Source organism: Phenylobacterium sp. LH3H17 (assembly GCF_024298925.1).
GTDB lineage: Bacteria > Pseudomonadota > Alphaproteobacteria > Caulobacterales > Caulobacteraceae > Phenylobacterium.
Window position 1 is genome coordinate 1291793 of sequence record NZ_CP101283.1, and the last position, 25802, is coordinate 1317594.

Genomic DNA, 25802 nt, shown 5'->3' on the forward strand with positions numbered 1-25802 from the left:
GCGCATGGAGCACTACGCGGCCGCCTCTCAGGTCTATGCCGGAGGCCTGATCTTCGCCCGCATCGGCGCGATGATCATGCTGCTGCCCGGGTTCGGCGACGCCACCGTGCCGCCGCGTATCCGGCTGGCCTTCGCCTTCCTGATGGCCCTCATGCTGATGCCGGTGATCGCCAAGGGCCTGCCGGTTCCGGGCACGGTCTCGGGGGTCGGCACGGCGGTGATCAAGGAGGTGCTGATCGGGCTGATGATCGGCGCCATCCTGCGGCTCTTCATGTCGTCCCTGGCGGCGGCCGGCGAGATCATCTCGATCCAGACCACGCTCGCCTTCGCCCAGACCGCCGCGCCGGGCCAGGCCGCGCCGTCGACGACGCTCGGCACCTTCCTCGGCCTGATCGGGATCACCCTGATCATGACCACCGACCTGCACCACATGTTCCTGGCCGGGATCGTGCGCTCCTACACTCTGTTCCCGTTCTCCCGCGACGTGCCGGTGGCCGACGCCGCCCAGCTCGCCATCCAGACGGTGGCGGGCTCCTTCAAGCTCGGCCTGCAGCTTGCCGCCCCGGTGGTGGTGTTCTCGCTGATCTTCAACATCGCCGCGGGCCTGGTCGGCCGGGTGATGCCGCAGTTCCAGGTGTTCTTCGTGGCCACGCCCCTGATGGTGCTGTTCGGCCTCTCGCTCTTCGCCCTTAGCCTGGGCACCATCGGCATGGTCTGGGTCAGCCGCTATCGCGAGCTGATCAGCCTGTTCGCGGCGGGCTGACATGGCCGAAGAGAACGACGCAGCCTCGAAAACAGAAGAGCCGACACCCGGCAAGCTTCAGAAGGCCCGCGAGAAGGGCGATGTCGTCAAGACGCCGGATCTCGCCATGCTGGCCTCGTTCGCGGGGGCCGCCGGCGTGCTGGCCGTCGCCGGCGGCTGGATGTCGAACAACCTGGCCAACGAGCTGCTGCCCTTCATCGCCCATCCGCATGACATGAGGCTTGAAGGCGGCGGCGGGGTCGAGATCGCCCGCCATAGCATGATGGCCGCCGCCCCGATCCTGCTGGCCGTGCTGGTGGTGGCGGCCCTGCTGGGGGCCGGCGGGAACCTGGTCCAGACGGGCTTCATGTACAGCCCCGAAAAGCTCAAGCCCGACTGGAAGAAGGTCTCGCCGATGGGCGGACTGAAGCGGATGCTGGGCCCCGACGGGCTGATGCAGTTCTTCAAGTCGCTGGTGAAGATCCTGATGGTGGCCTGGGTCGGCTATGTGGTGGTCAAGCCCTACGTCCACCCGATGCAGGAGCTGTCGGCCTTGGACCCGACGTCGATCCTGCCCCTCGTCATCGAGATCCTCCGCAAGCTGGTCTTCGCCGTGGCCGGGCTGATGCTGGTCATCGCGGGCTTCGACTGGTTCTGGCAGCGCCAGCGCTTCATGAAGAAGATGATGATGACCAAGGAGGAGTTGAAGGAGGAGTTCAAGAACACCGAGGGCGATCCCCACATCAAGGCCAAGCGACGCCAGATTCAGATCCAGCGCTCGCGCCGCCGGATGATGGCCGCGGTGCCGACCGCCACCATGGTGATCATGAACCCGACCCACTACGCGGTGGCCCTCAAGTACGAGCCCGGCGAGACCGCCGCCCCCCAGTGCGTCGCCAAGGGCATGGACGCCGTGGCGCTCAAGATCCGCGCCCTGGCCGAGGAGGCCGGCGTGCCGGTCATCGAGGACGCGCCCCTGGCGCGCGCCCTCTACGCCGCCGTCGAGCTCGACGACTTCATCCCCGCCACCCACTACGAAGCCGTGGCCAAGCTGATCGGCTTCATCATGCAGACGGGACGACGCGCCGCCGGCGCGGCCTAACCCCGAAAAAACACTACGGATTCGTGAGAGTATCGCTGTGAGTGATTCGTCGGGGGCCGTGGCCTCCTCAGTCAACCGGGGCCGCCCCATGGCCAAGTCAACGACCCGCGAAGGTGCGCGGCGCCGCTTCGACCCCTTGATGGGGTTCGCGGCCGTGTGCTTCCTCGCGGCCGTGGGCTTCGCCGCGGTGCCGGCCTTCAACGCCGGGGCTTCCACCCGGGCCGGCGTGATGCTGCTGGTCGGCCTCTTCGGCGTGGCGTGCCTGGGTCTGTTCGCGCTGCGCAACGCCGTCGAGGCGAACCCGGAGAGCGAACCCGGCGTCGACACCCTGATCGACGCCTTGCCCGAACCCGCCGCCATCGCCGCGGCCGACGGCCGCATCCACGCGGCGAACGCCCCCTGGCGCGCGGCCCTGGGCGCGGCCCAGCGCCTGCCCAAGGGCGGGCCCTCCGCGGCCAGCCTGTTCTCGGCGCTCACCGCCGCGCGGCGGGGCGAGACCGGCCGGGCGGCCATCCGCACCAACGGCTCGGAACATGCCGCCACCGTCTCGCCTCTGGGCGAGCGCCGATTCCTGGTGCGCCTGGACGACCGGCCGCCCGAGACCCTGGCCCTGCCGGCCGGCGCCATGGAGGTGCTGACCGCCTTCAACACCGCCAAGCCGCCGCCGCCCAAGGTGCTGGACGCCTTCGCCGCCGCCTCGCCGTTCGGCGCGGCCCTGCTTGAGGGCGAGGATCCCTTCGCCGCCACCATCGTCGAGGCCAATCACAGTCTGGCGGCCGTGGCCGGCGACGGACGGGCCGGCGAAGTGTTCGGCGAGCTGATCGAGCCGTCGTCGCGGATCGACGCGGCCCAGAAGCTGAAGGACGGCCATGTGGGCGCCCTGGAGGTCCGGCTGGCCCGCGACCCGGCCAAGATCGCCCATCTCTATCTCTCCAAGAGCGACGGCCGCTGGGTGGCCTATCTGGTCGACGTCTCCGAGCAGAAGCAGATCGAGCTGCAGCTCTCCCAGAGCCAGAAGATGCAGGCCATCGGCCAGCTGGCCGGCGGCGTGGCCCATGACTTCAACAACCTGCTGACCGCCATCTTCATGCAGCTCGACGTGCTGGCCGCCCGCCATCCGGTGGGCGACCCGTCCTATGAAGGCCTGAACGAGATCAAATCGACCTCGGCGCGCGCCGCCGACCTGGTGCGCAAGCTGCTGGCCTTCTCGCGCAAGCAGACCGTCCAGCGCGAGACCCTGGACCTGGGCGAGCTGATCAGCGAGTCCGAGGTGCTGCTGCGCCGGGTGCTCTACGAGGACGTGAAGCTCGAGACCGAGTACGGCCGCAACCTGCCGCACGTCCGCGCCGACCGCAGCCAGATCGAGACCGCGGTCATGAACCTGGCCGTCAATGCCCGCGACGCCGTGCGGGCCCATGGCGGCGGCGTGGTCACCATCCGGCTGGCCCGGGTGACGCAGGAGGAGGCCGCCGGCCTCGGCTATCCCGCCGCCGAGGGCGACCAGGCCCTGATCGAGGTTTCTGACGACGGCCCCGGCATCCCGCCCGACGTGATGGACAAGATCTTCGACCCCTTCTTCACCACCAAGCCGGTGGGCGAGGGGACGGGGCTGGGCCTCGCCACCGTCTACGGCATCGTCAAGCAGTCGGACGGCTGGATCAGCGTAGACTCCAAGCCGGGGGAGGGCGCGGCCTTCCGCATCTTCCTGCCGGTCCACGTGCCCTCGGCCGCCGCTCCGGCGCTGACGCCGGTGGTCAAGGCCCCGCCCAAGGCCCGCGACCTCTCGGGCGCCGGGCGTATCCTGTTCGTCGAGGACGAGGACGCCGTGCGCGGGGTGGCCGCCAAGCTGCTGCGCGCCCGCGGCTATGAGGTGATCGAGGCGGCCTCCGGCGAGGAAGCCCTGGAGCTGGCCGAGCAGCACGCGGGTTCCATCGACCTGATGATCTCCGACGTCGTCATGCCGGGCATGCAGGGCCCCGATCTCCTGAAACAGGCCCGCGTCTTCCTGTGCGGCGCGCCGGTCATGTTCATCTCGGGCTATGCCGAGGCGGAGTTCTCGAACCTGCTCGAGGGCGAGGAGAACATCTCATTCCTGCCCAAACCCATCGATATCAAGATGCTCGCCGAACGGGTGAAGCAGGAATTGCAGAAGGCGGCCTGAGGGTCTGCCTGCAATGGAGCGCATGCAGGGATTTGAACGCGAGGTACGCCGGCTGAGCGACACCATCGCCGCCGACGAGGACGTGATCCACAAGTTCATCGACGCCGCCGGCGACCTGGCCGTGAACCTGGTGGTGGCCGCCCTCATCCTGGTGGTCACCTTCTGGGCGGCCGGCTGGGCCTCGCGCCTGGTGCGCCGCCTGATCGGAAGGGTCCACCGCGACGGCCCTCCCGATGTCACCCTGCAGAGCTTCGGCGGCTCGGCGGCCCGCTATGTGATCGTCATCGTCGGGCTGATCGCGGTGCTGCAGCAGGTCGGGGTCCAAACCACCTCGATCCTGGCGGTGGTGGGGGCGGCCTCTCTGGCCGTGGGCCTGGCGCTGCAGGGCACGCTCAGCAACGTGGCGGCGGGCGTCATGCTGCTGCTGTTCCGGCCCTACCGGGTCGGCGACGTCGTGGAGATCGCCGGACGCACCGGCACGGTCAAGGCGCTGGATCTGTTCGTCACGGAACTCGCGACCCCCGACAACATCAAGGTGGTGATGCCCAACGCCAAGGTGTTCGGCGACGTGATCGTCAACACCAGCCACCATTCCAGGCGCCGCGTGGACGCGATCTTCCGCGTCGACACCAAGCGCGACGTGCCGGCCCTGTTGGCGGGCCTCAAGGCCCGCGCCGAGGCCAATCCCCTGGTTCTGCCCGACCCCGCCCCCATGGCCGAAGTGCTGGGCATGTCCGAGGCCTTCGTCGAGGCCGTGGTCCGCGCCTGGGTCGAGCGCGAGGACTATGGGGTGGTCAAGGCCGACCTGTTGCTGGCCGCCCGCCTGTTGGCCGACGGCGCCGACACCCCGCTTCCGCCCACCCCGAAGGCGAAGCTCAAGCCCGCCGCCCCGGCCCGCAAGCCGCGGCGGAACCTGGTTCGCCGCCTGCGGGGCTAGAGATCCGCCCCCAGCGCGCAGCGCGGATTCGGCGATGTGACCGAGGGGGTTGAAGCCTCCGAACAAGAGTCAAAGTCCCCCTCAGTCACCTGCGGTGACAGCTCCCCCAGGAGGGGAGCATCTAGCTCCAAGATCTTCCCCCAGCGCGAAGCGCGGTTTGGGGGAGGTGGCGCGTCGCCTTCTTCGGCGACGTGACGGAGGGGGCTGAAGCCCACAAGAGCCAAAGTCCGCCTAGCCCCGCCATGCGCGATAGCCCCCTGCCGAGAGTCGGCGCCCAGTCTTGACGGGCCTCGCGCTCGGGCGTATTTAAGCGATGACTTAATTAAGGATATCATTAAATGCGGGCGGCGATGGACCCCTTGAGCGCGACGCTGTCGGCGCTGGCGGATCCCACCCGCCGGGCGATCCTGGCGCGGCTGGCGGAAGGCCAGGCCACGGTGGGCGAACTCGCCGAGCCGTTCGACATCAGCCTGCCGGCGGTGTCGCAACACCTGAAGGTCCTGCAGACCGCGGGCCTGATCTCGCGCGGCCGCGAGGCCCAATGGCGGCCCGCCAGGCTGGAGGCAGGCCCCATGAAGGACGTCGCCAGCTGGCTCGAACACTACCGCCGCTTCTGGGAAGGCAGTTTCAACAAGATGGACGCCTACCTGGCCAAGCTCACCAAGGAAAAGTCCGATGGCCGCAAGCACTGAGATCGGCCGCCCGGCGCACGCCGCCCCGCTGCCCGACGACGAGATCTACATCGTCCGCGCCTTCGCCGCCCCCGTCGCCCTGGTCTTCCGTCTCTGGGAGGACCCGGCCCACCGCGCCCCGTGGTGGGGCCCGGGGGCGTCCACCTGCACCCATTTCGCCCATGAATTCCGCGAGGGCGGCGCCTGGCGCGCCTGCATCAAGTCGGCCCAGCATGGCGAACAGTGGCAGGGCGGCGTCTATCGCGAGATCGAACGCGACAAGCGGATCGTCTTCACCTTCGCCTGGGATTCCGCCCCTGCCGGCGAGGCGGAGACCCTGGTGGTCGTCACCCTCGCCGAGCGCAAGGGCGCGACGATCCAGACCTTCCACCAGACCCCCTTCGCCACCGTCGAGCGGCGCGACGACCACGTGGTCACCTTGAGTCTGCTGTTCGACCGCCAGCAGGCCTACGTCCAGTCCATCGCCCAGGGAGAAGCCCCATGATCGCCGTCGCCTCGATGAAGCTCCGAATTCTCGCGGCCTGCGCCGCCCTCGCCACCCTGTCCGCGGGCCAGGCCTTCGCCGACGACGGGATCACCGCCAAGCTGGCCGCGCCCGTCGGGGAAAAGACCAGGTTCATCGCTGGCGGCGCCATGTTTTACTGCGAAGGCGACACCTGCGTCGCCCTGACGCCCACCTCCCGGACCTTCGCCACCGCAACCTGCAAGGCCATCGCCGACAGGGTCGGGGCGGTCGTCGCCTTCAGCGGCCGCAAGGCCCTGGACGACGCCAAGCTCGCCGACTGCAATGAGAAGGCGCTCGCCAAGGCCGGCGCCAGCGCCCTCGCCGGGAAGTAAGGCCGGATCCGCAGTTCAATGGGAGATTCCGATGGATACCGTAAGCGTGCGTTACATCGTGAACGACGTCGACGCGGCGATCGCCTTCTATCGCGACCTGCTGGGGTTCGAGGTCGACTTCAGTGCGGCGCCGGGCTTCGCGATGCTGCGCCGGGGGCCGCTGCGGCTGTTGCTGAACCGCCCCGGCGCCGGCGGCGCGGGCCAGAGCATGCCGAGCGGCGAGGCGCCGGCGCCGGGCGGCTGGAACCGCATCCAACTGCAAGTCGGGGATCTCGGAGCCGAGGTCGAACGGCTCAGGGCCGCGGGCGGCCGTTTCCGCAACGAGATCGTGCAGGGCAATGGCGGCAGGCAGATCCTCGTCGAGGATCCCTCAGGCAATCCGATCGAGCTGTTCGAGCCCCCGGCCAGATAGGGGTCAGGCCTTATCCTCGGCGCGGCGGCCGACGATCTTCATGGTCTCCACCTGCGCCTCGGTGACGCGCCGAAGCCGCGCCAGCAGGCCGGTAGTGTCGCGGCCTTCGGCGATCTGGCGGTCGAGTTCGGCCAGTTGTTCGGCGGGCGGGAGTTCTGTGCGGCGGTCCATGGCCAGGTTTTCTAGCCGACCTTTATGAGCCGCAGGTAAATCGCCGCCTCGTCCACACGCTATGTCGGCAAGTCGTCATCAAAGCTTGGCCGTCCCTTCAAGTAGCGCTGTTACCCCACGCCCCGGTCGGGCGATCGCGAGGGGCGGTGCCGGACGCAGGGGCGAAATCATGAAATTCCATCTATTCACCGGCGTGGCGCTTGGCGTGCTGGCCCTAGCTTCGGCGAGCTCGGCAGGAGCGCAGACGGCTGCGGCCGGATCGGCGGCCCTGGCCGACGCCTCGTCGGTCGACGAGCTCGTGGTGTTCGGGCGCGGCGAGACCCGCCAGGTCCAGACCGTGGGCGGCGAGGAGCTGCAACTGGAGGTGGCCGGCGCCAGCCCGCTGAAGCTGGTTGAGAAACTGCCTAATGTGAACCTGCAGTCCGCCGACCCTTTCGGCGCCTATGAGTGGTCCGCGCGGATCACCATTCGCAGCTTCAACCAGAACCAGCTCGGCTTCACCCTCGACGACGTGCCGCTCGGCGACATGACCTACGGGAACCACAACGGCCTGCACATCTCACGCGCCATCGCCGGGGAGAATGTCGGCCAGGTGGAGCTGGCCCAAGGGGCGGGCGCCCTGGAGACTGCCTCCGCCAACAATCTGGGCGGCACGCTGAAGTTCATCTCACGCGAACCGCTGGCCGAGTTCGGCGGCCTCGCGGCGGCCACCGCCGGTTCCGACAGCACCTATCGCGGCTTCCTGCGGCTCGAGAGCGGCGCCCTTCCCAGCGGGGCGCGGGGCTATCTCAGCTATTCCTACAACACCGCCGACAAGTGGAAGGGCGTGGGCGAGCAACGTCAGCAGCAGATCAATTTCAAGGTCGTCCAACCGATCGGCGAGGGCTCGCTGACTGGCTGGGCCAACTGGTCCAAGCGTCGCGAGAACGACTACCAGGACCTGTCGCTGGGGATGATCCAGCGCCTGGGCTCGGACTGGGACAACAATTCCGGCAATTGGGCCCAGGCCGTGCAGATCGCCGAGATCGGCAACAACCGCGGCGACACCGGGGTCCCACCGCGCTTCCCGTCGTTCGGCACGACCTATCCGGCGCCGATCACCTCGGTCGACGACACCTATTTCAACGCCTCGGGGCTGCGCGACGACCTGATCGGGGCGATCACCCTGGCCCTGCCGGTGGGCGAGGCTTTCGATATCAAGGCCACGGTCTACGGCCACGACAACAAGGGCCAGGGCCTTTGGTACACGCCCTATGTGCCCTCGCCGAACTACGGGGTGGCCGGCGCGACCAGCAACGACGCGCCGATCTCCATCCGCACGACGGAGTATGACCTGCAGCGCTACGGCGTGGTGGCTGGCGGCACGCTCACCCTCGGTGGCCACAAGATCAATGCCGGGGTCTGGTACGAGGACAACAGCTTCAACCAGGCCCGCCGCTTCTATGGCCTGAACCGCGCCGCCCCGCAGCGCGACAGCCTGAAGATGCAGTCGGGCGCCTTCTTCACCCAGTGGGAATACGACTTCACAACCACCACCTGGCAGTTCCACGTCCAGGACACCTGGACGGTCAGCGACGTCCTGGCGGTCAATTTCGGCTTCAAGTCGCTGTCGGTGGAGAACGAGGCCACGACCCTGATCGGCGCCAACAAGTCCGGCAAGATCGAGGCCAAGGAAGAGTTCCTGCCCCAGGCCGGGGTCCGCTTCGACCTCAGCGAGGACAGCCAGCTGTTCGCATCCTTCGCCCGCAGCATGCGCGCCTTCCCGAGCTCCGGAACCTCGGGGCCGTTCTCGGCCTCGCAGGCCGGCTTCGACGCCATCAAGGGCAAGCTGAAGCCGGAGATCTCCGACACCTTCGAGGCCGGCTGGCGCTATAAGACCCCGGACTTCCAGGGCGTGCTCGCCGTCTACCACGTCAAGTTCAAGGATCGGCTGTTCGGCGTGCCGGTTGGCTCCGGGATCGTCGGCAACCCTTCGGCCCTGTCCAATGTGGGCGGCGTGACCGCCCAGGGTTTCGAAGCCGCGGGATCCTGGGACTTCGCCCCCGACTGGTCGCTGTTCGCCTCCTACGCCTACAACGACTCCACCTATGACGACGACACGTTGGACGGCGCCGGGCTGATCGTGGCGCGGACCGCGGGCAAGACCACGGTCGACACGCCGGAGAACCTGCTCAAGGCCGAGGTCTCCTACGACAACGGCGCCCTGTTCGGCCGCGCCTCGCTCTCGTATCTGAGCAGCCGCTTCTTCACCTACGAGAACGACAAGAGCGTGCCGTCCCAGACCCTCGCCGAGCTCGCCGTCGGCTATCGGTTCTCAGGCACGCCTCTGCTGGAGGGGCTGGAGCTGCAGCTTAACGTCACCAACCTGTTCGACGAGGACTACATCTCGACGATCAATTCCAACGGCTTCCCCCTGCGCGGCGACAGCCAGACCCTGCTGGCGGGCGCGCCCCGCCAGGTCTTCGTCAGCCTGCGCAAGACCTTCTAGTTTATCCCCCGCCTTGGGAGCCGGGCCGCGACGCCCGGCTCTCTTTTTTTGGGGGAGTGGGCTGCAGCCCACAAGCAACAGTCAAAGTCCCTCTACCGCCGGTCCCTCCGAAACGCCGCGGCCTCCTTGGCCAGCGACGACTTCATCGGATCGGGCTCGTCGTCCTCGGGGAGGAAAGGCAGCTCGCCGGCCACCCCGCGCAGGGCCAGCCAGAGCTGCTGGCTGAAATGGCCCAGCATCCGCAGCGGCCGGCGGTTCTCGCCGGTCACGTCCCAGCCCTCGGCCTCGAAGGCCATGACCTGGTCGCGCTCGGGTTTGCGGTCGACATGGTCCCAGCCGTCCGGCCGGACCACGTCGTCGGCCTCCTCGGCGGTCAGGCCGAATATCGCCCGCGAGGTCTCGTTGATCTCCGGAAACTCGTAGGCGGCGTCGACATCGGCGTAGCGCGGCTTCATGAGCGCCTTGCGCTCCAGCTCGGCGATGCCCGGCAGGTCGCGCAGGCGGCGAAGGGTGAGGGACTTATCCATGGGCGGACGCTAGCGGGCCCCTCGCAATTTCGCCAGCCGTCGTGCATTTGGCGCTCAAGAACCCACGAATTTCGCCCCATTCGCCTCTTGAGCGACTGCGGCGCTTGTGCGCTGTGGATAAAATCGACGTCGCAAGGCTTGCGGCGGCGGCCCGCTTGCCCTCTAAGGCGCAACCGCGCGTTTTCTTTTCGTTGCGGCTTGCGAAACGGACTGAAATGGCCTTCCCCGAAATCCACCCCGCCCTGGCGCGCGCGCTCGCGAGCCAAGGCTATGCCGAACCCACCCCCGTCCAGGCCGCCGTCCTGGCCCCCGACGCCGCCGGACGAGACCTGCTGGTCTCCGCCCAGACCGGCTCGGGCAAGACCGTCGCCTTCGGCCTGGCGGCCGGGCCGACCCTGCTGGGCGAGGCCGAGAAGTTCGGCCAGCCGGGCTCGCCCCTGGCCCTGGTCATCGCGCCGACCCGCGAACTGGCCATCCAGGTGGCCAAGGAGCTCACCTGGCTCTACGCCCCCGCCGGCGCGCGGGTGGAGACCTGCGTCGGCGGCATGGACCCGCGCCGCGAGCAGCGGGCGCTCAATGTCGGCGCCCACATCGTGGTCGGCACCCCCGGCCGCCTGAAGGACCACCTGGAGCGCGGCAATCTCGACCTGTCGGCCCTGCAGGTTGTCGTCCTCGACGAGGCCGACGAGATGCTGGACATGGGCTTCCGCGAAGACCTGGAGGAGATCCTCGACTCCGCCCCGGTCGGCCGCCGCACCCTGCTGTTCTCGGCCACCCTGGCCCGCGAGATCGTGGCGCTCGCCAAGCGCTACCAGCGCGACGCGCTCCGCATCGACACCAGCCGTCGCGACGAGCCGCACGGCGACATCGAGTACCGCGCCATCCGCGTGGCCCCCAACGAGATCGAACTGGCCGTGGTCAATGTGCTGCGGTTCTTCGAGTCCCCCGGCGCCCTGGTGTTCTGCAACACCCGAGAGGGCGTGCGCCACATGCACGCGGCCCTGCGCGAGCGCGGCTTCGCCGTGGTCGGCCTGTCGGGCGAGCTGGACCAGAAGGCGCGCACCGACGCCCTGCAGGCCCTGCGCGACGGCCATGCCCGGGTCTGCGTCGCCACCGACGTGGCCGCCCGCGGCCTGGACCTGCCGGAGCTGGGCCTGGTCATCCATGCGGACATTCCGGTGAACAAGGCCGGCCTGCTGCACCGCTCCGGCCGGACCGGCCGGGCGGGCCGCAAGGGGACCTCGGTCCTGCTGGTCTCCCACACCCGCCGCCGCAAGGCCGAGCAGCTCCTGGCCTCCGCCGGGATCGAGGCCATCTGGCAGGGTCCGCCCACCGCCGACGAGATCCGCGCCAAGGACCAGGTCCGCCTGCTCGAGGACCCCATCCTCACCGAGCCCATGGCCGAGGAAGACCTGGCGCTCGCCAAGCTGGTGCTGGAGAACCGCACCGCCGAGGAAGTGGCCGCGGCCCTGATCCGCATCCACCGCGCCCGGCTGCCCTCGCCGGAAGAGCTTTATGACGACGCCCGCATGCGCGACAGCCAGGCGCGCGAACTGGGCCGGCCGAAGCGCACCTACGATCCCTCCGATCGCGGCGACCGTCCCGAACGGGCCGAAGGCGCGTTCGGCAAGCCCGAGCGGCTGGACCCCAACGAGGTCACCTGGTTCCGGGTGACGGTGGGCCGCTCGAAGAACGCCGACCCCAAGTGGCTGATCCCGCTGATCTGCCGGCTGGGCCACGTCACCAAGCCCGATATCGGGGCCATCAAGATTTTCGACCGCGAGACCAAGTTCGAGATCTCCAACGCCGCGGCCGGCAAGTTCTCCCAGGCCGTGAAGGCCACGGCGGATGAGGAGATCAAGATCGAGCCCTCCTCGCCCCCCGGCGGCCCGACCTCGCCGCCGCGGCCGAAGTTCAAGCCGGCCTACGGCAAGGGCGCGCCCAACGACGGCAAGCCGCCGCACCGCAAGGGCCCGCCGACCAAGCCCTTTGCGCCCAAGGCTCCAGGCGCGCCCGGCCCCAAGGCCGGCAAGCCCCCCTGGAAGAAAAAGTCCAACGACCAGCGCGCCAAGTAGCCGCCGGGCCTTGCCGACGTCGCGATTGCGGAGCTAGCCTCCGGCACGACGCCCGCTGGAGCGTTCCAGGTCGCACGCGTCGTGGGAAGTCGGAGCGATGACTGGCGGAGTCGACGGGTCCTTGCGGAAAAGTCTGAAGCTGCTCGGTCGGGCGGCGCCGGCCGCGCTGCTGGTCGCCGCTACCGTGGCCCTCTACGGCAGCGGCTTGGCGACCGACATCTCGGTGGGCAATCTGCAGGCCAACGAGATCAGCCTGCGCGCCGAGATCCTCGCCGCCCCGCTGGCCGCCCTGGTGGCTTTCACCGGACTCTACGCCATCGCCACCGCCGCCTTCGTGCCCGTCGGCCTGGTGCTGATGCTGGCCGGCGGCTTCCTGTTCGGGCCGCTGGTGGGCACGGCGGCGACCATCGTCGGCTCCACCCTGGGTGCGGTGATGGCCTATCTCGCCGCCCGCTTCGCCGCCGGGGAGACCATCCGCGCCCGCCTGGCCAAGGGGCGGATGGGCAAGATCATGGCCGGGTTCGAGCAGAGCCCCTTCTCCTATCTGCTGACCCTGCGCCTGCTGCCGCTCAGTCCCTTCGGCCTGGTCAATGTGGCCGCCGGCCTCGCCCGCGCCCCGGTGCGGAAGTACGTGGCGGCCACGGCGGTGGGGGCGGTGCCTCATTCCCTGATCTACAGCTATCTGGGCGCCGGCCTGGGCAAGGCGGTCGTGACCGGGAGGGCCGCGGAACTCACGGTCCTGGCGCGTCCGGAAGTTGCCATCCCGCTGTTGGCCCTGGCCGCGGTCTCGCTGATCAGCGGCGGGCTGGGCGCGCGTCGTCGCCGAACCGCCTGAGCAGGCGGCCTAGAAGCTGCGCATCTGGGCCGTCTTGGCGTCCGGCCGCACGACCTTCAGGCATTCCGCATAGGTGCTGAGCAGCCAGGCCCGATCGGGTCCGCCGCTCTCGCGCAGGGCCGCCGAGGCGCCCTCGATCGCCATGACGTCGCGCATGAGCTGATAGGCCACCGCTTCCGGTGTCTGGGGCGTGTCGGCCATGGGATGGTTCCTCGTTCGGCGAAGAACCTGCGCCCAACGGCATGAAGGAATTGGTCGAGGCCTCCCAGATCCTCCCACAGCGCGCAGCGCGATTTGGGGGAGGTGGCTCGGAGCGAAGCGGAGAGACGGAGGGGGTTGAAGCGCGCCGAAGCGAGTCAAAGTCCCCCTCAGTCGGCTTCGCCGACAGCTCCCAGTAGGGGAGCAATTGGGACGGCCTGATGCTGCCTAGGCGCTGACCCCCAACGCCGCCAGGGCCAGGTCCCGGGAGGACTTGTAGTCGACCTTGCCGTTGGGGGCCCGGCCGATCGAGTCGACCACCACCAGCTCGCGCGGCGCCTTGTAGGCGGCCAGTCGCGACTTCACATGGGCCGCCATCGCCTCCAGCGTCAGGGCGGCCGCATCGCCCTCGACCACCGCACAGATGCGCTCGCCGAAGCGCGCGTCGGGCACGCCGACCACCACCGCGTCGCGGACCCCGGGATGGGTCTTCAGCGCTTCCTCGACCTCCTCGGGGAAGACCTTCTCGCCGCCGGTGTTGATGCACTGGCTTCCGCGGCCCAGCAGTTTCAACGTGCCGTCGGCATTGACCTCGGCCCAGTCGCCCGGGACGCTCCAGCGCTGGCCCTCCATGGTCTGGAAGGTCTTGGCGCTCTTCTCCGGGTCCTTGTAGTAGCCCACGGGCAGGAAGCCGGTCACCGCCACCAGGCCGCGCTCGCCCGAGCCCGGCTCCACCCGGCGGCCGTCCTCGGCGAACACCGCGCAGTTAGGGCCCAGCATGAAGGCCGCCGTCGCCGCCTCCGCCCCCGGCGCGGAGGCCGAGGCCCCCAGGCCGACCGCCTCCGACGACCCGAAGCTGTCCATGATCATGGCGTTCTTGGCGAAGGACAGCAGGCCGCGCTTGTTCTCCTGGCTCCACATGGAGCCCGAGGAGCTCATGGTCTTCACGTGGTCGAGGTTCCAGCGGCCGGGATTGGCCTCCAGCGCCTCCAGCATGGGGGTGGAGAAGGCCAGGCCGACGATGACGATGCCGTCGGCTTTCAGCCGCACCGCCTCGTCCCACAGCTCCATGGCGTTGAACTGGCGCGAGGGCAGGGTGGCGACCGTGCCGCCGACATTCAGCGTGATGAAGGCCGAGAACTGGCCGGTGCCGTGCATCAGCGGGCAGCAGACCAGAGTCCGCCGCTGCTCGCCGGTGAGGCGCTCGGCGGCCTCCTGCGGGCTCGTCAGGGGCGGGACGCCCTGCAGGGCGTTGCCGCCGGCCCCGATGACGTTGAACAGGTCGTCCTGCCGCCACATGACGCCCTTGGGCATCCCGGTGGTGCCGCCGGTATAGAGCAGGATCAGGTCGTCGGGCGAGCGGCCCCATGGCGCCTTGAACGGCCGCTTCCCGGGGACCTTGGCGACCACGCCCTCATAGTCGTCGGCCCAGGCCGGAGCCGGATGGCCGGGCTCGGCCACGGCGATCCAGCGCTTCACCGTCGGCAGGTGGTCGCGGATCGCTTCGATCATGCCCGCGAAGCTGGCGTGGAACACCACCGCCTCGGCGTCGGCGTTGTCGAACAGATAGGTCAGCTCGTCGCCGCCATAGCGGTAGTTGGTGTTGAACGGCGCCAGCCCGGCCTTGAAGGCCGCGTAGTAGGTCTCCAGGTATTCCGGGCCGTTGTAGAGATAGGCCGCCACCTTGGCCTTGGGGCTGAGCCCGCTCTCGACCAGGTGTGCGGCCAGGGCGTCGGCGCGGGCGTCGAACTGGCCCCAGCTCACCACGCGCTCGCCCTGGATCAGGGCCGGGCGCTCCGGCTGCGCGGCGGCGATCGCCTCCCAGACGTCGGCGAAGATCCAAGCGGTCACCGGCTTCCTCCCACATTTCTTGTTTTGTGGGAGCCAGTTGGCGGTCAGGCCCGCGCCTCGGTCAACCCTGACGCAAGGGCAGTTGACGTAAAGGTAAGGTCATAGGTCCTCCCCCAGCGCGCAGCGCGATTTGGGGGAGGTGGATCGTCGCCTCTTCGCGACGAGACGGAGGGGGCTCCACCCACGGCGGACAGAGTCGAGGTCCCCCTCAGCCAGCTTCGCTGACAGCTCCCCCGCGGGGGAGCATCTCAGGTGGTGCTAGGCCGCCGCCACCCGGCCGCGGATCTCGCGGAACGAGACCAGCCGCTGGGCGGCCTCGTCCCAGAGCGCCAGGCGGGCGTTCTTGAAACTCTCCACCAGGCCGATCCGGCTCATGTCCTTCAGCTCGGGATGGTCCTTCAGCACCTGGGGCAGGCGGTAGAAGGGGATGCGGCTGGACAGGTGATGAACGTGGTGGATGCCGATATTGGCGGTCAGCCAACGCAGGGGCTGGGGCAGGTCGTAGTGCGACGAGCCCATCAGCGCCGCCTCGTCGCGCTTCCACTCCTTGTTCCGCGACCAGGACACGCCCTCGTACTGGTGCTGCACGAAGAACAGCCAGACCCCGATGGTGGCGGCGATCACCATGGTGGTGAAGTTGACCAGCAGCACCGGCGCCGGGCCCAGCAGCCATATCATCACGCCGACGCCGGCGGCGATGATGGCCGTGTTGCCCAGGGTCGAAAGCCAAGGCTTCCAGCCGGCCTTCATAAGGCCGAAGGGCAGGCGCTGTTGCAGGAAGAACACGAAGCTCGGTCCCAGCCCGAACATCACCGCCGGATTGCGGTAGAGCCGGTAGGCCAGCCGGCGGCCCGGGCTCAGGGCCAGATATTCATCGACGGTCAGCATCTCGATCACGCCGAGGCTCCGGCGGTCGAGATTGCCTGAGGTGGCGTGATGGATGGCATGGGTGTGGCGCCAGTATTCGTAAGGCGTGAGCGTCAGCAGGCCGATGGCGCGGCCCACCCAGTCATTGGCCGCCTTGGCCTCGAAGAACGATCCGTGGCCGCAATCGTGCTGGATCATGAACAGCCGCACCAGGAAGGCCGCGGCCGGCACGGTGAGCAGCAAGGCCAGCCACCACAGGCCGAAATGCATGGCCACCCAGCCCAGGGTCCAGAGGCCGCCGAGCGCGGTGGCGGTCAGCACCAGCTCGAACAGGCTGCGGCGCCAGTCAGGGCGCTTGTAGGCTGCGAGTTTGCGATTCCAGTCGGCGGGTTTGGTCTCGGTCACGTCGGAGTAACTTCCAGGATATGAGGTCGCGGTGCTGGTTACGCGCAGATTAGGGTGCTTCTACGACAACGCCATAAAAGCGGCTTCGCTGCATTACGGCGAATTAATCCGGCGCGCCACGCCCTCGTCTTGCCGCGCTTGCATGCGGCCCAATAGGGTCCCGTCACATTGTAACTCCGGGGCCTGTCCATGACCACGCTCGACCGTCGCGCCTTCCTCGCGACCACCGCCGCCGGCGCTCTCGTCGCCGCCACCCCCGTCCTGGCCCAGGGCTCGGAAGACGCCCGCCTGAAGACCCTGCTCGACGCCATGTTCGAGGAGATGGTCGACGACAGCCCCGAACGCGCCACGGGCCTGGGCCTCGACAAGGGCCCCCGCGCCGCCCTCAAGAGCCAGCTCGACGACTATTCCGAGGCCGGCCGGCTCAAGCGCCTGGGCAAGACCCGCGACCGGGTGGCCAAGCTGAAGGCCATCGACCGGGCGGCCCTGTCGCCCGCCTCCAAGGTCGACCTCGACACGGTGCTCTACGGCCAGGAGAACGGGCTCGCGGCCGGCGAGCGGTTCAGGTTCGGTTCGGTGGGCGGCCGCTTCAGCCCCTATGTGATCAGCCAGCAGACCGGCGTCTATCAAGACATTCCCGACTTCCTCGACAACCAGCACCGGGTGGAGACCGCGGCCGACGCCGACGCCTACATGGCCCGGCTCAAGGCCTTCGCCGTGGCCCTGGACCAGGACCTCGACCGGATGAAGACCGACGTGGCCGCCGGCGTCGTGCCGCCGGACTTTATCTGCGACCTGGCCCTGGGCCAGATGAAGGCCCTGCGCGACCAGCCGCCCGAGACGACCATCATGGTCACCTCCATCGTCGGCAAGGCCAAGACCGCCAACCTGGCGGGCGACTATGCCGGTCCGGCTGCCAGGATCGTGGCGGGCGAGATCTTCCCGGCCCTGGACCGCCAGATCGTGGCCATGACCGCCGCGCGCGCAATCGCCACCGCCGACGCCGGGGTCTGGAAGCTGAAGGACGGGGCGGCCTATTACGCGGGCGGCCTGAAAACCTCCACGACCACCGACCTCTCGGCTGAAGAGATCCACAAGCTGGGCCTCGACCAGGTGGCCGACATCACCGCGCGCCTGGACGTGATCCTCAAGGGCCAGGGCATGACCAAGGGCACGGTGGCCGAGCGGCTGACCGCCCTCAACGCCGATCCCAAGCAACTCTACCCCAACACCGACGAGGGTCGCGCGGCCCTGATCGCCGACCTCAACGTCCAGGTGGCCGCCATCGCCGCGCGCCTGCCCCAGGCCTTCGCCACGCTTCCCAAGGCCGAGGTGACGGTCAAGCGCGTGCCGGCCTTCATCCAGGACGGCGCCTCCAACGGCTACTACCAGAGCGCGGCGCTCGACGGCTCGCGCCCGGCGGCCTTCTTCATCAACCTGAAGAACACCCACGAGTGGCCGAAGTACAATTTGCCGACCCTGGTCTATCACGAGGCCACGCCGGGCCATCACCTGCAGATCGCGCTCAGCCAGGAGAGCACGAAGATCCCGATCATCCGGCGCACCGGCGGCGGCTTCTCGGCCTTCACCGAGGGCTGGGCGCTCTATGCCGAGCAGCTCGCCAACGAGATGGGCGTCTACAAGGGCGACCCCTGGGGAGAGGCCGGCTACCTGCAGTCCTTCCTGTTCCGCGCCTCGCGCCTGGTGGTCGACACCGGCCTGCACCACAAGCGTTGGACCCGCGATCAGGCCACCGATTACATGGTCAGCGTCACCGGCTATCCGCGCTCGCGCGCCCTGCGCGAGATTGATCGCTACTGCTGCTCACCCGGCCAGGCCACCAGCTACAAGGTCGGCCACACCGTCTGGGCCCGCCTGCGCGAGGAGGCCAAGGCCAAGCTGGGTGCGAAGTTCGACCTGAAAGCCTGGCACGACGCGGCCCTGCTCTCGGGCTCCATGCCGCTTACCGTGCTGGAGCGGAACCTGGGCGAGTGGGTGGCGCGGGTCTAGGGGGCCAACGCCCCGCCTGTGCGTCGTCGGCGCATTAGGCATCGCATGCAAGACCCCGGATCCTCCCCCAGCGCGAAGCGCGATCTGGGGGAGGTGGCGCGTCGCCCCCTTCGGCGAGGTGACGGAGGGGGTTGCCGCCCACAAGCAAGAGTCAAAGTCCCCCTCACCCGGCCATTCGGCCGGGAGCTCCCCCATAGGGGAGCATCTGCCGCCTGCACCGTCCCCGGCGCCTATTTCAGGAACACGATCTCGGCTACGCCGACGGCCTCGGCGGTTTTCGATCCATCGCAGACGTTCGCGACGTCAGCTCTCGGGAACCAGGCCGAGCGTCGGCTTCCGGGTGCGGCGTCGGCGACCGCTTTCGACCCTTAGCGGACCTTTCCTAGGTCGGATGCGCCCGGGCTAGCCGTGGCGGCGCGACGTTGCGCCAAGCCATCCAAAGCGCGCTCAGTGCGGTCGCCTCATCAGTGTTCGCCACGACCATGCGCGTCCAGCCGCGCGAGGCTCCCATCCCTTCCACCGGATGGAAGACTGTCGGCTCAGCCGCGCAAAGCAACTCTCGCTGATCAAGCGTCAGCTTGATCACCGCGGTCCCCCCGGGCCGATCTGCTGGCGACGCAAATATCTTTCCAACGACGCGAATGTCCGCGCCGCTTTGGTGATGACCGAGTGAGGTTTCGGGAAGAGCGAGCGCGACGGCAAGGAAAGAGTCAGGCGTCATGGCTAACCTCGTTGGTGTGCCGCAATCTCCCAAACTCGTGTCACGCACGCAATGTGGCCGACTAGAGTCAAGGTCCGCTGCCCACCCTCAGCGGACGATCAGCCTGTCCGTTGTCGGCCTCGGCGGCGTGCTCGAGGCGCCTAGGCCCTAGCCCCAACCCTCGACAGACCCCATCCGCCGCGCGGCGGGCTTCACGTGGGCCATGGTGTCGACATGGGCGCCGGCCGGCTGCTCGGGGGTGTCGGCGGGCGCGCCGTAGAGCCAGCCCTGGGCGAAGTCGACCCCGGCCCGGCGCACGGCTTCCTCGGCGTTGGCGTTCTCCACCATCTCGGCCAGGGTCTTGACCCCGAGTTCCGAGCACATGGTCACCAGGTGGCGGATGAAGGTGCTCTCGCGGCCGCCGTGCTGCAGCTCGCGGATGTAGCGGCCGTCGATCTTGACGATGTCCAGGGTCAGTTGCTGCAGATAGGCCAGGGAGGCGGCGCCGGCGCCGAAGTCGTCGAGGCAGATCATGCAGCCCTCGGAGCGCAGGGCCTTCAGATGGCGGTCGGCGACGGCCAGGTCGTCGATGGCCGCGCTCTCGGTGATCTCGAACAGCAGCCGGCCGCAGGCCTCGGGAGTCCCGGCCAGCATCGTCTTGACCGCCTGGACGAAGGCCGGGCTGCCGATGGTGCGGCCGGAGATGTTGGCCGCCAGCTTCAGCCCCGGATCGGAGGCCAGTTTGGCGATGGTCTGTTCGACCACGGCGATATCCAGGGCCTCGATCAGGTCGAGCTCCTCGGCCATGCGGATCATCGGGAAGGGGCTGGCGTTGTCGCCGAAGCGGACCAGGACCTCGTAGTGGTGCAGGGCGGCGTTGGCCTTGAGGTTCACCACCGGCTGGTAGACCAGCCGGAAGCGCTTCTCGTTGACCGCTTCTCCCAGGGCGCCGACCTCGACCAGGGTGCGCTGCACTGAGCGGCTGACCGCCTCGTTGAGGGTCGTGGACGGTTTGCCGTCCATCCCGTCCTTGATGAAGTTGTCGAGCGAGAAACGCAGCGCGCGCAGAATCTGGCCGGGGGAGGCGTCCCCCATCAGGCTCATGGACCGCGCGTCCGGCTTGACGCCGTGCTTGGGATCGATGGCCACCAGTTGGATCAGCCGCTGGACCAGGGCGTCAACGCTGTCGCCCTTCGGGCGCACCAGGGCGAAGCGGTCCGATCCCAGGTCGGCCGCGGCGCCGCCGCCGTGCGACTGGGCGCGCAGGGCCCCTGCCAGGCGGTCGTCCAGGTCCTTGGAGGCCTCGGGTCCCAGCAGCTTGCGCAGGGCGCCCAGGCCGCCCAGCTCGATCAGGGCCATCTCCAGCTCCTGGCCGGTGGCCTTGGCGGTCTCGATGAGCGCCGCGGTGGCGGTCTCGAAGGAGCTCTTGTCGTGCAGGCCGTGCATCACCTTGGCCGCGGCGCGGCTGAAGGCGCAGGAGATCGCCCCCTCATTGCCCGGCATGCGGAAGGCGGTGAACGAGGCTGCGCGCTCGCTGGCGCCGGCCGAACCCGCCAGGGTCACCACCACCGGCCCGCCGCGCCCGCCTTCGTTCAGGCCGCCCAGCAGGGCCTCGACCATCGGACGGTCGCGGGGATCGATGAAGTCGCGCCAGGCGCGGCCGACCAGAGCCGTCTCGGCGGAGCCCGACAGCGCCTCGCTGGCGCCGATGGCGAAACCGATCCTGCCTTCGGCGGTGATCTCGAGGAGAAGGTCCGCGCTGGCGAAGGCGAAGCCGAGCAGACGTTGCGGACTGAGCTGCAAGGCGGCTCTCCCTTGGATGCGACCAACATCTTGTAACGACTGGGCTTAATTTGGCGTTGAGACGCCCGGGCGGCCCCCTGTCGCCAGCCGCGACCCAATGGCGCTATATCCGTCCCATGCGCGACCGCCTGACCGCCCGAGTGCTGCTGTTCGATCCCGCCGGCGCCATCCTGCTGCTGCGCGGGCGTATGCCGGGCCATCCGGCCAGCAGCTCGGCCTGGCATACGGTCGGCGGCGGCGTCGATCCCGGCGAGACCCTGATCGAGGCGGCGCGCCGCGAGGTCGCCGAGGAGAGCGGCTTCACCGAGGTCGACCTTGGCCCCGTGGTCTGGACCCGGTCCGGGGCGGGGGTCCTGGTCACCGGCGAGCAGGTGCTGTTCAAGGAGCACTACTTCGTCGGCCTCTGCCCCGGCGGCGAGCCCTCCCGCGCGGGCTGGGCCGACTACGAGACCGACCTGATCGACGACATCCGCTGGTGGACCCCGCTCGAGCTCGCGGGCCTGACCGAGCGCATCTATCCCGAGCGCTTCCTCGAGCTGTTCCCCGGCATCGCCGCGGGCGTCTATCCCGATCCGCCGCTGGAGATCACCGTGACGCGGCTGACATCCTAGGCGAGACTGTCGTTCAAGCGCCACGCAGAGGCGCTAGGGAGTCTCCATGATCGCATCGCTGTTCGCCGCCGCCCTGGCCATCGCCGCCAACTGCGACGTGGAGGCGCCCTCCGGAGCAGCCGGCTGCACGCGCGCCCGGGTCGATGCGCTCAGGATCAACCAGATCCAGGCGATCGGCACCCACAATTCCTACAAGCAGGCGATTTCGCCGGCCCAGATGAAGCTGCTGCGGGGGTCCAATCCCAAGGAGGCCGCCGGCCTCGACTACGCCCATCCGCCCCTGACCGACCAGCTCGCCGCCGGCGCCCGGCAACTGGAGCTGGACATCCTCTACGACCCGCAGGGCGGCCGCTACGCCGACCCCCTGGTCAAGAAGTTCGCCGACGACCTGCCCTATGACCTCACGCCCCTGAAGGGCCCGGGCTTCAAGGTGATGCACGTCCAGGATCTGGACTACCGCTCCAGCTGCCCGCTGTTCACCGGCTGCCTGGCGGAGATCCGCGCCTGGTCGAAGGCCCACCCCGACCATGTGCCGCTGCTGATCCTGTTGAACCTCAAGGAGGGCAAGCTGGACCTGCCCGGCGCCGTGCTCGCCCAGCCCTTCGACGCCGTGGCCATGGACGCCGTCGACGCTGAGATCCGCTCCGTCTTCCGGCCGGGCGAGCTGATCACCCCGGACAAAGTCCAGGGCCGCCGCGCCACCCTGCGCGAGGCCGCCTTCGCCCACGCCTGGCCAAAGCTTAAGACCGCCCGTGGCAAGGTGATGTTCGCCCTCGACGCGCCCATCGAGCAGGTCGAGATCTATCGCGGCGCGCGCAGGTCGCTGGAGGGCCGGGTGATGTTCGTCAATATCGACGAGACCTCGCCGGCCGCGGCCTACATCACCCTCAACGAGCCCAAGGAACAGGCCGATCGCATCGCCGCGGCGGTCAGGGCCGGCCTCATCGTCCGCACCCGCGCCGACGCCGACACCGCCGAGGCCCGGACCAATGACCGCAGCCGCCAGGACGCCGCCTTCGCCGCGGGCGCCCAGTACGTCTCCACCGACTAAATGCGCGCCGATCCGCGCCTCGGCCCGTATGAGGCCCAGCTGCCGGGCGGGGGCGCCGCGCGGCTCAATCCAGCGGCGAAATAGACCCTGGGGGATCTGCTCTAGGCCGGGCGCTCGCCGTCGTAGCTGGTCGCCTCGCCGGCGATCGGCCACCAGCTGGCCTTCGAGGCCACGTAGAAATGGAAGCCGATCTCCGTCGCCACCGGCTCGTCCAGGCTGCCGGCGCGCAGGCGCACCACCCCAGGCTTGCCCGTCAGGCGGCTGAAGACCGGGCTCCCGCAGCGGCTGCAGAACACCCGCTCCTTGCCCGGCGAGGATTCGTAGGCGCGAAGCTCGCCCTCGCCGCTCAACAGGGTGAAGTCCGCCGTGGCCACCGGAATATTGGCGCCGAAGGCCGAGCCCTGCGCCTTGCGGCAGTCCCCGCAGTGGCAGACCTGGACGGGCGCGAGGTCCCCCGTCACCTCGAAACGGACGGCGCGGCAGAGGCAGGATCCGGTGTGCATGGCGGGCTCTCGCGGCTGAGCGGGACGGGGAGCGTCCTGCTGCCACGAAACCGTCCGCCAGACAAACCAAGGCCCGGCTCCCGACAGGCGGGAACCGGGCCAGAAAGGCTTAACCTATGGCGCCGAAACGGCGCCTTTCGTCTTTACGCGTAGGCCAGGGTCTGACGACGGCGGCTTGAGCGCAGCACACCGCCCACCGCACCGAAGCCCACGATCATCATGGCCCAGGTCGCCGGCTCGGGGATCGCCGAGCTCGGCGTCGCGAGGTTGTCGATCTCGAACGAGTTGGTCTGCGACGTCAGGGTGATGCTGTTGAACTTCTCACCCGCGGTCCCGTAGACGCTGAACAGGCCGTTGGTGCCCGGCGACACCTGGTTGCCGTTCGCCGGATTGGTGAAGTTCAGGCCGGGGATGATGACGGGATCGGCGCCGGTCGAGTTGATGGTCAGGATGTTGTAGTCGTCGATCGAACCCCAATCGAACTGGAAGCCCGAGACCGCCGACAGGAAGGTGATCGTCGCCGAACCCCCGCCCAGGACGGACAGATAGGACGTGCCCGACGGAACCGAATTGGCCGGAGGCGCCCCGTTGGCGTCGGCCGGCGGAGTCTTGATCTCGAAGTTCGCGCCGACGATGCCGGTCGCGTCGCTGAAGTCGTTGATCACCGTGTAACCGGGACCCGGCGACGGCGCGCCCGGCGTGAAGGTGAAGATAACGGCGGCGCTGGCCGGAGCCGCAACCGTCAAGGCGGCGGCCGCGAAGCCGGCGATAAGCAACTTACTCATGTGGTGGAAAGCCTTCCCAAAAATGTCCCTCGGCATGCTGAACAAGAAGTTGCCACATTGGTTCCACGCCGACCGTGAGTTGTTTGCACCGTGCTCTTTTGGCCGTCCTCGTGCGGCAGGAGCGGTCAGCCCAATGCAACGCTTGCCCGCCGCCGCCCGTTAACCAAGTCTCTCCCAAGGAGGGGAGAGCCCGATGTTCACCATCGCGCTGGTCGCCCGCAAGGGCGGCTCGGGCAAGACCACGCTCGCCGTCCACCTGGCCCTGGCGGCCTGGTTGCGCGGCGCGCGCACCCTGCTGGCCGACGTTGATCCGCAACGTTCCGCCATCGAGGCCCTGCGCGCGCGCCACGGCCTGGGTCCCGACCGCGTCGCCATCGCCGGGAGCAAGCTCTACGATCTGCAGATGAGCGCCGTGCGCCGCGGGACCGATGTCATGGTCATCGACACCGCCGCCGGGGTCGCCGAGGAGCAGGTCAGCGCCATCGTGCTCTCCGACCTCTGCCTCCTGGTGGTCCGCCCCGCCTTCCTGGACCTGGCCGCCGCCATCGAGTCGGTGGACATCGTCCGGCGCCTGAAGAAGCCTCTGCTGTTGGTGGTCAACCAGGCGCCCGCCCCCCGCGAAGGGGTCGAGTCCCCCGCCGTCCGCCGCGCCCTGCGCGCCCTGGCGCTGCTCTCCCAGCCGATCGCCCCCACCATCATCCGCTCGCGCATGGTCTATCAGCGAGCGCTGGAGACCGGCCGCTCGGCCGAGGAGGCGGGAGACCCCGCCGCAGCCCTGGAGATCGCCGAGCTCTGGGCCTACATCCGCCACTTCGCCCTGCCGCAACGCGCGGCGGGGTAGGGGCGCCTATCGCATCAGGCCCGCGCTCTTCAGCGCCCTGGCGATCACCTCCTGCACGCCGCTGGGCACATGCGGGGCGATGCTGGCCATGACCTGGGACCCCAGGCTGTCCGGCGTCTCCGGCGCGACGCGCCTGCCCCGCGCCGCCGGCGGCCGCGCGGCGGCCGGGCGGGTGGCGGTCTCCGGCCGCGCCTTGGGCCACTCGCTCGCCGGGCGCGGTTCCAGGCCCCAGAAGGCCAGGATCTCCTCCGAGGACGACACCCCGGCCTCCAGCATGAAGGGCGCGGCCGCGCCCACCCCCTCGGGCCCCTGGCTCGCCAGCGGGGTCCCATGGCCCAGCCGCGCCAGCCGGTGGCTCTCGATCAGCACCTCGCCGGTCGCGGGCGAACGCCAGGTCGAGTGCGTGCGTCCTGGCTGGGACACGGTCTCGTGCGGCTCGACCGCCAGGCCGTGCGCCCAGGCCCACTGGCTGGCGATGTCGTCGGCGTTCGACGCGTGCACCACCGTGTCGGCGCCTCCGTGCCAGATCGCCACCCGCGGGATCCGGCCACCGATCGGCGCCGCGCCCCGCACCAGGGCGCCCAGTTCCGGCGCGGCCCGGCCATCTGCCCGGTTCATCGCCCGCAGCGCCTCCGGTACGCTGTCGGCCACCCCATAGGGCAGGCCCGCGATGATCGCCCCGCCCGCGAACAGGTCGGGATAGGCCGCCAGCATCACCGAGGTCATGGCGCCGCCGGCCGACAGCCCGGTCACGAACACCCGCTCGGGGTCCAGGCCGTGCTCGGCGATCGCATGGGCGGCCATGGCGGCGATGGAGGCCGCCTCGCCCTCGCCCCGGCGCGTGTCGCCAGGGGAGAACCAGTTGAAGCAGCGGTTGGGGTTGTTCGCCGCCGTCTGCTCGGCCGCCACCACCACGAAACCGTGGCGATCGGCCAGGGTCAGCCAGCCGGCTCCCGCCGCATAGGCCTGCGCGCCCTGTGTGCAGCCGTGCAGCACCACCACCAGCGGCGCGCCGCGCGCCAGGCCCTCCGGCGCATGGCTGAACATCCGCAAAGCCCCGGGATTGTCCCCGAACGCGGCCGTCTCGACCATTCGCCCGGACACCACGCCGCCCATAGGCGCCTTGGCGCTGCGCCGCAGCCGCGCCAGCATGGCGGTCGTCTCTCCAAGACCCGGCATCGAAACTCAACCTCACATC

Annotated in this window: 24 protein-coding genes and 1 pseudogene; 15 read left to right on the forward strand and 10 right to left on the reverse strand. The window is 69.3% G+C overall.

All coding sequences use genetic code 11. From position 1 onward, the window contains the following. Positions 1-4 precede the first annotated feature (4 nt). The 8 genes from fliR to M9M90_RS06285 all read left to right on the forward strand — a co-directional run bounded on the left by fliR (position 5) and on the right by M9M90_RS06285 (position 6883). Positions 5-763, forward strand: coding sequence for a flagellar biosynthetic protein FliR (fliR, locus tag M9M90_RS06250; RefSeq protein WP_254836301.1), 759 nt, complete (start codon positions 5-7; stop codon positions 761-763). 1 nt (position 764) lies between these two features. Beyond that, on the forward strand, positions 765-1844 hold the full coding sequence (gene flhB, locus M9M90_RS06255; RefSeq protein WP_254836302.1) for a flagellar biosynthesis protein FlhB: 1080 nt from the start codon (positions 765-767) through the stop codon (positions 1842-1844). A gap of 88 nt (positions 1845-1932) precedes the next feature. After that, a complete protein-coding gene (gene cckA / locus M9M90_RS06260) occupies positions 1933-4005 on the forward strand; it encodes a cell cycle histidine kinase CckA (protein WP_254836303.1) in 2073 nt (690 codons plus the stop codon). Positions 4006-4027: 22 nt separating this feature from the next. Then, complete coding sequence (locus M9M90_RS06265; protein WP_254836304.1) at positions 4028-4942, forward strand: mechanosensitive ion channel family protein; 915 nt, start codon at positions 4028-4030, stop codon at positions 4940-4942. Between the two features lie 338 nt (positions 4943-5280). After that, positions 5281-5634: a helix-turn-helix transcriptional regulator gene (locus tag M9M90_RS06270; protein ID WP_254836305.1), complete on the forward strand. Its 354-nt coding sequence runs from the start codon at positions 5281-5283 to the stop codon at positions 5632-5634. Then, a complete protein-coding gene (locus M9M90_RS06275; protein WP_254836306.1) occupies positions 5618-6118 on the forward strand; it encodes an SRPBCC domain-containing protein in 501 nt (166 codons plus the stop codon). The genes M9M90_RS06270 and M9M90_RS06275 overlap by 17 nt, the downstream gene beginning before the upstream one ends. Then, positions 6115-6471 carry a hypothetical protein gene (locus M9M90_RS06280; RefSeq protein WP_254836307.1) on the forward strand — a complete coding sequence of 119 codons (357 nt, stop codon included), beginning with the start codon at positions 6115-6117 and terminating at the stop codon, positions 6469-6471. The genes M9M90_RS06275 and M9M90_RS06280 overlap by 4 nt, the downstream gene beginning before the upstream one ends. A gap of 46 nt (positions 6472-6517) precedes the next feature. Then, a complete protein-coding gene (locus M9M90_RS06285; protein ID WP_254836308.1) occupies positions 6518-6883 on the forward strand; it encodes a VOC family protein in 366 nt (121 codons plus the stop codon). 3 nt (positions 6884-6886) lie between these two features. Here the strand turns inward: M9M90_RS06285 and M9M90_RS06290 are convergent, their stop codons facing one another. Then, positions 6887-7054 carry a hypothetical protein gene (locus M9M90_RS06290; RefSeq protein WP_254836309.1) on the reverse strand — a complete coding sequence of 56 codons (168 nt, stop codon included), beginning with the start codon at positions 7052-7054 and terminating at the stop codon, positions 6887-6889. 169 nt (positions 7055-7223) lie between these two features. Here M9M90_RS06290 and M9M90_RS06295 point away from each other — a divergent pair, with 169 nt between their 5' ends. Further along, complete coding sequence (locus tag M9M90_RS06295) at positions 7224-9542, forward strand: TonB-dependent receptor (RefSeq protein WP_254836310.1); 2319 nt, start codon at positions 7224-7226, stop codon at positions 9540-9542. Positions 9543-9634: 92 nt separating this feature from the next. On the opposite strand, the gene M9M90_RS06300 is transcribed toward M9M90_RS06295, so the two are convergent. Then, positions 9635-10069: a hypothetical protein gene (locus M9M90_RS06300; protein ID WP_254836311.1), complete on the reverse strand. Its 435-nt coding sequence runs from the start codon at positions 10067-10069 to the stop codon at positions 9635-9637. Between the two features lie 215 nt (positions 10070-10284). Here M9M90_RS06300 and M9M90_RS06305 point away from each other — a divergent pair, with 215 nt between their 5' ends. Continuing rightward, positions 10285-12144, forward strand: coding sequence for a DEAD/DEAH box helicase (locus M9M90_RS06305; RefSeq protein ID WP_371876904.1), 1860 nt, complete (start codon positions 10285-10287; stop codon positions 12142-12144). A gap of 121 nt (positions 12145-12265) precedes the next feature. Then, complete coding sequence (locus M9M90_RS06310) at positions 12266-12979, forward strand: TVP38/TMEM64 family protein (RefSeq protein WP_254836312.1); 714 nt, start codon at positions 12266-12268, stop codon at positions 12977-12979. 9 nt (positions 12980-12988) lie between these two features. Here the strand turns inward: M9M90_RS06310 and M9M90_RS06315 are convergent, their stop codons facing one another. The 3 genes from M9M90_RS06315 to M9M90_RS06325 form a co-directional block, all read right to left on the reverse strand. After that, positions 12989-13180: a hypothetical protein gene (locus M9M90_RS06315; protein WP_254836313.1), complete on the reverse strand. Its 192-nt coding sequence runs from the start codon at positions 13178-13180 to the stop codon at positions 12989-12991. Between the two features lie 225 nt (positions 13181-13405). Further along, positions 13406-15028: an acyl-CoA synthetase gene (locus tag M9M90_RS06320; protein ID WP_254836314.1), complete on the reverse strand. Its 1623-nt coding sequence runs from the start codon at positions 15026-15028 to the stop codon at positions 13406-13408. A 258-nt stretch (positions 15029-15286) separates the two neighbouring features. After that, on the reverse strand, positions 15287-16300 hold the full coding sequence (locus M9M90_RS06325) for a fatty acid desaturase (RefSeq protein ID WP_254836315.1): 1014 nt from the start codon (positions 16298-16300) through the stop codon (positions 15287-15289). Positions 16301-16489: 189 nt separating this feature from the next. Here M9M90_RS06325 and M9M90_RS06330 point away from each other — a divergent pair, with 189 nt between their 5' ends. Next, positions 16490-18310: a DUF885 family protein gene (locus tag M9M90_RS06330; RefSeq protein WP_254836316.1), complete on the forward strand. Its 1821-nt coding sequence runs from the start codon at positions 16490-16492 to the stop codon at positions 18308-18310. Between the two features lie 382 nt (positions 18311-18692). Here the strand turns inward: M9M90_RS06330 and M9M90_RS06335 are convergent, their stop codons facing one another. Beyond that, the gene (locus tag M9M90_RS06335; protein WP_254836317.1) at positions 18693-19031 is read right to left on the reverse strand and encodes an MmcQ/YjbR family DNA-binding protein; all 339 of its coding nucleotides are present in this window, start codon (positions 19029-19031) and stop codon (positions 18693-18695) included. A 147-nt stretch (positions 19032-19178) separates the two neighbouring features. Beyond that, positions 19179-20813 carry an EAL domain-containing protein gene (locus M9M90_RS06340; protein ID WP_254836318.1) on the reverse strand — a complete coding sequence of 545 codons (1635 nt, stop codon included), beginning with the start codon at positions 20811-20813 and terminating at the stop codon, positions 19179-19181. A 116-nt stretch (positions 20814-20929) separates the two neighbouring features. Here M9M90_RS06340 and M9M90_RS06345 point away from each other — a divergent pair, with 116 nt between their 5' ends. Continuing rightward, positions 20930-21424: an NUDIX hydrolase gene (locus tag M9M90_RS06345; RefSeq protein ID WP_254836319.1), complete on the forward strand. Its 495-nt coding sequence runs from the start codon at positions 20930-20932 to the stop codon at positions 21422-21424. 46 nt (positions 21425-21470) lie between these two features. Continuing rightward, complete coding sequence (locus M9M90_RS06350; protein WP_254836320.1) at positions 21471-22475, forward strand: phosphatidylinositol-specific phospholipase C1-like protein; 1005 nt, start codon at positions 21471-21473, stop codon at positions 22473-22475. A 101-nt stretch (positions 22476-22576) separates the two neighbouring features. Here M9M90_RS06350 and M9M90_RS06355 read toward each other — a convergent pair whose 3' ends face one another. Together M9M90_RS06355 and M9M90_RS21265 are read right to left on the reverse strand one after the other, a co-directional pair. After that, entirely contained in the window at positions 22577-22978 is a 402-nt protein-coding gene (locus tag M9M90_RS06355) for a GFA family protein (protein ID WP_254836321.1), read from the reverse strand. Positions 22979-23121: 143 nt separating this feature from the next. Then, positions 23122-23235: pseudogene (locus M9M90_RS21265) on the reverse strand (PEPxxWA-CTERM sorting domain-containing protein); the annotation flags it as partial. Positions 23236-23956: 721 nt separating this feature from the next. Here M9M90_RS21265 and M9M90_RS06365 point away from each other — a divergent pair. Beyond that, positions 23957-24604: a ParA family protein gene (locus M9M90_RS06365; protein WP_254836323.1), complete on the forward strand. Its 648-nt coding sequence runs from the start codon at positions 23957-23959 to the stop codon at positions 24602-24604. Positions 24605-24610: 6 nt separating this feature from the next. On the opposite strand, the gene M9M90_RS06370 is transcribed toward M9M90_RS06365, so the two are convergent. Next, positions 24611-25783: a PHB depolymerase family esterase gene (locus M9M90_RS06370; RefSeq protein ID WP_254836324.1), complete on the reverse strand. Its 1173-nt coding sequence runs from the start codon at positions 25781-25783 to the stop codon at positions 24611-24613. Between the last annotated feature and the right edge of the window lie 19 nt (positions 25784-25802).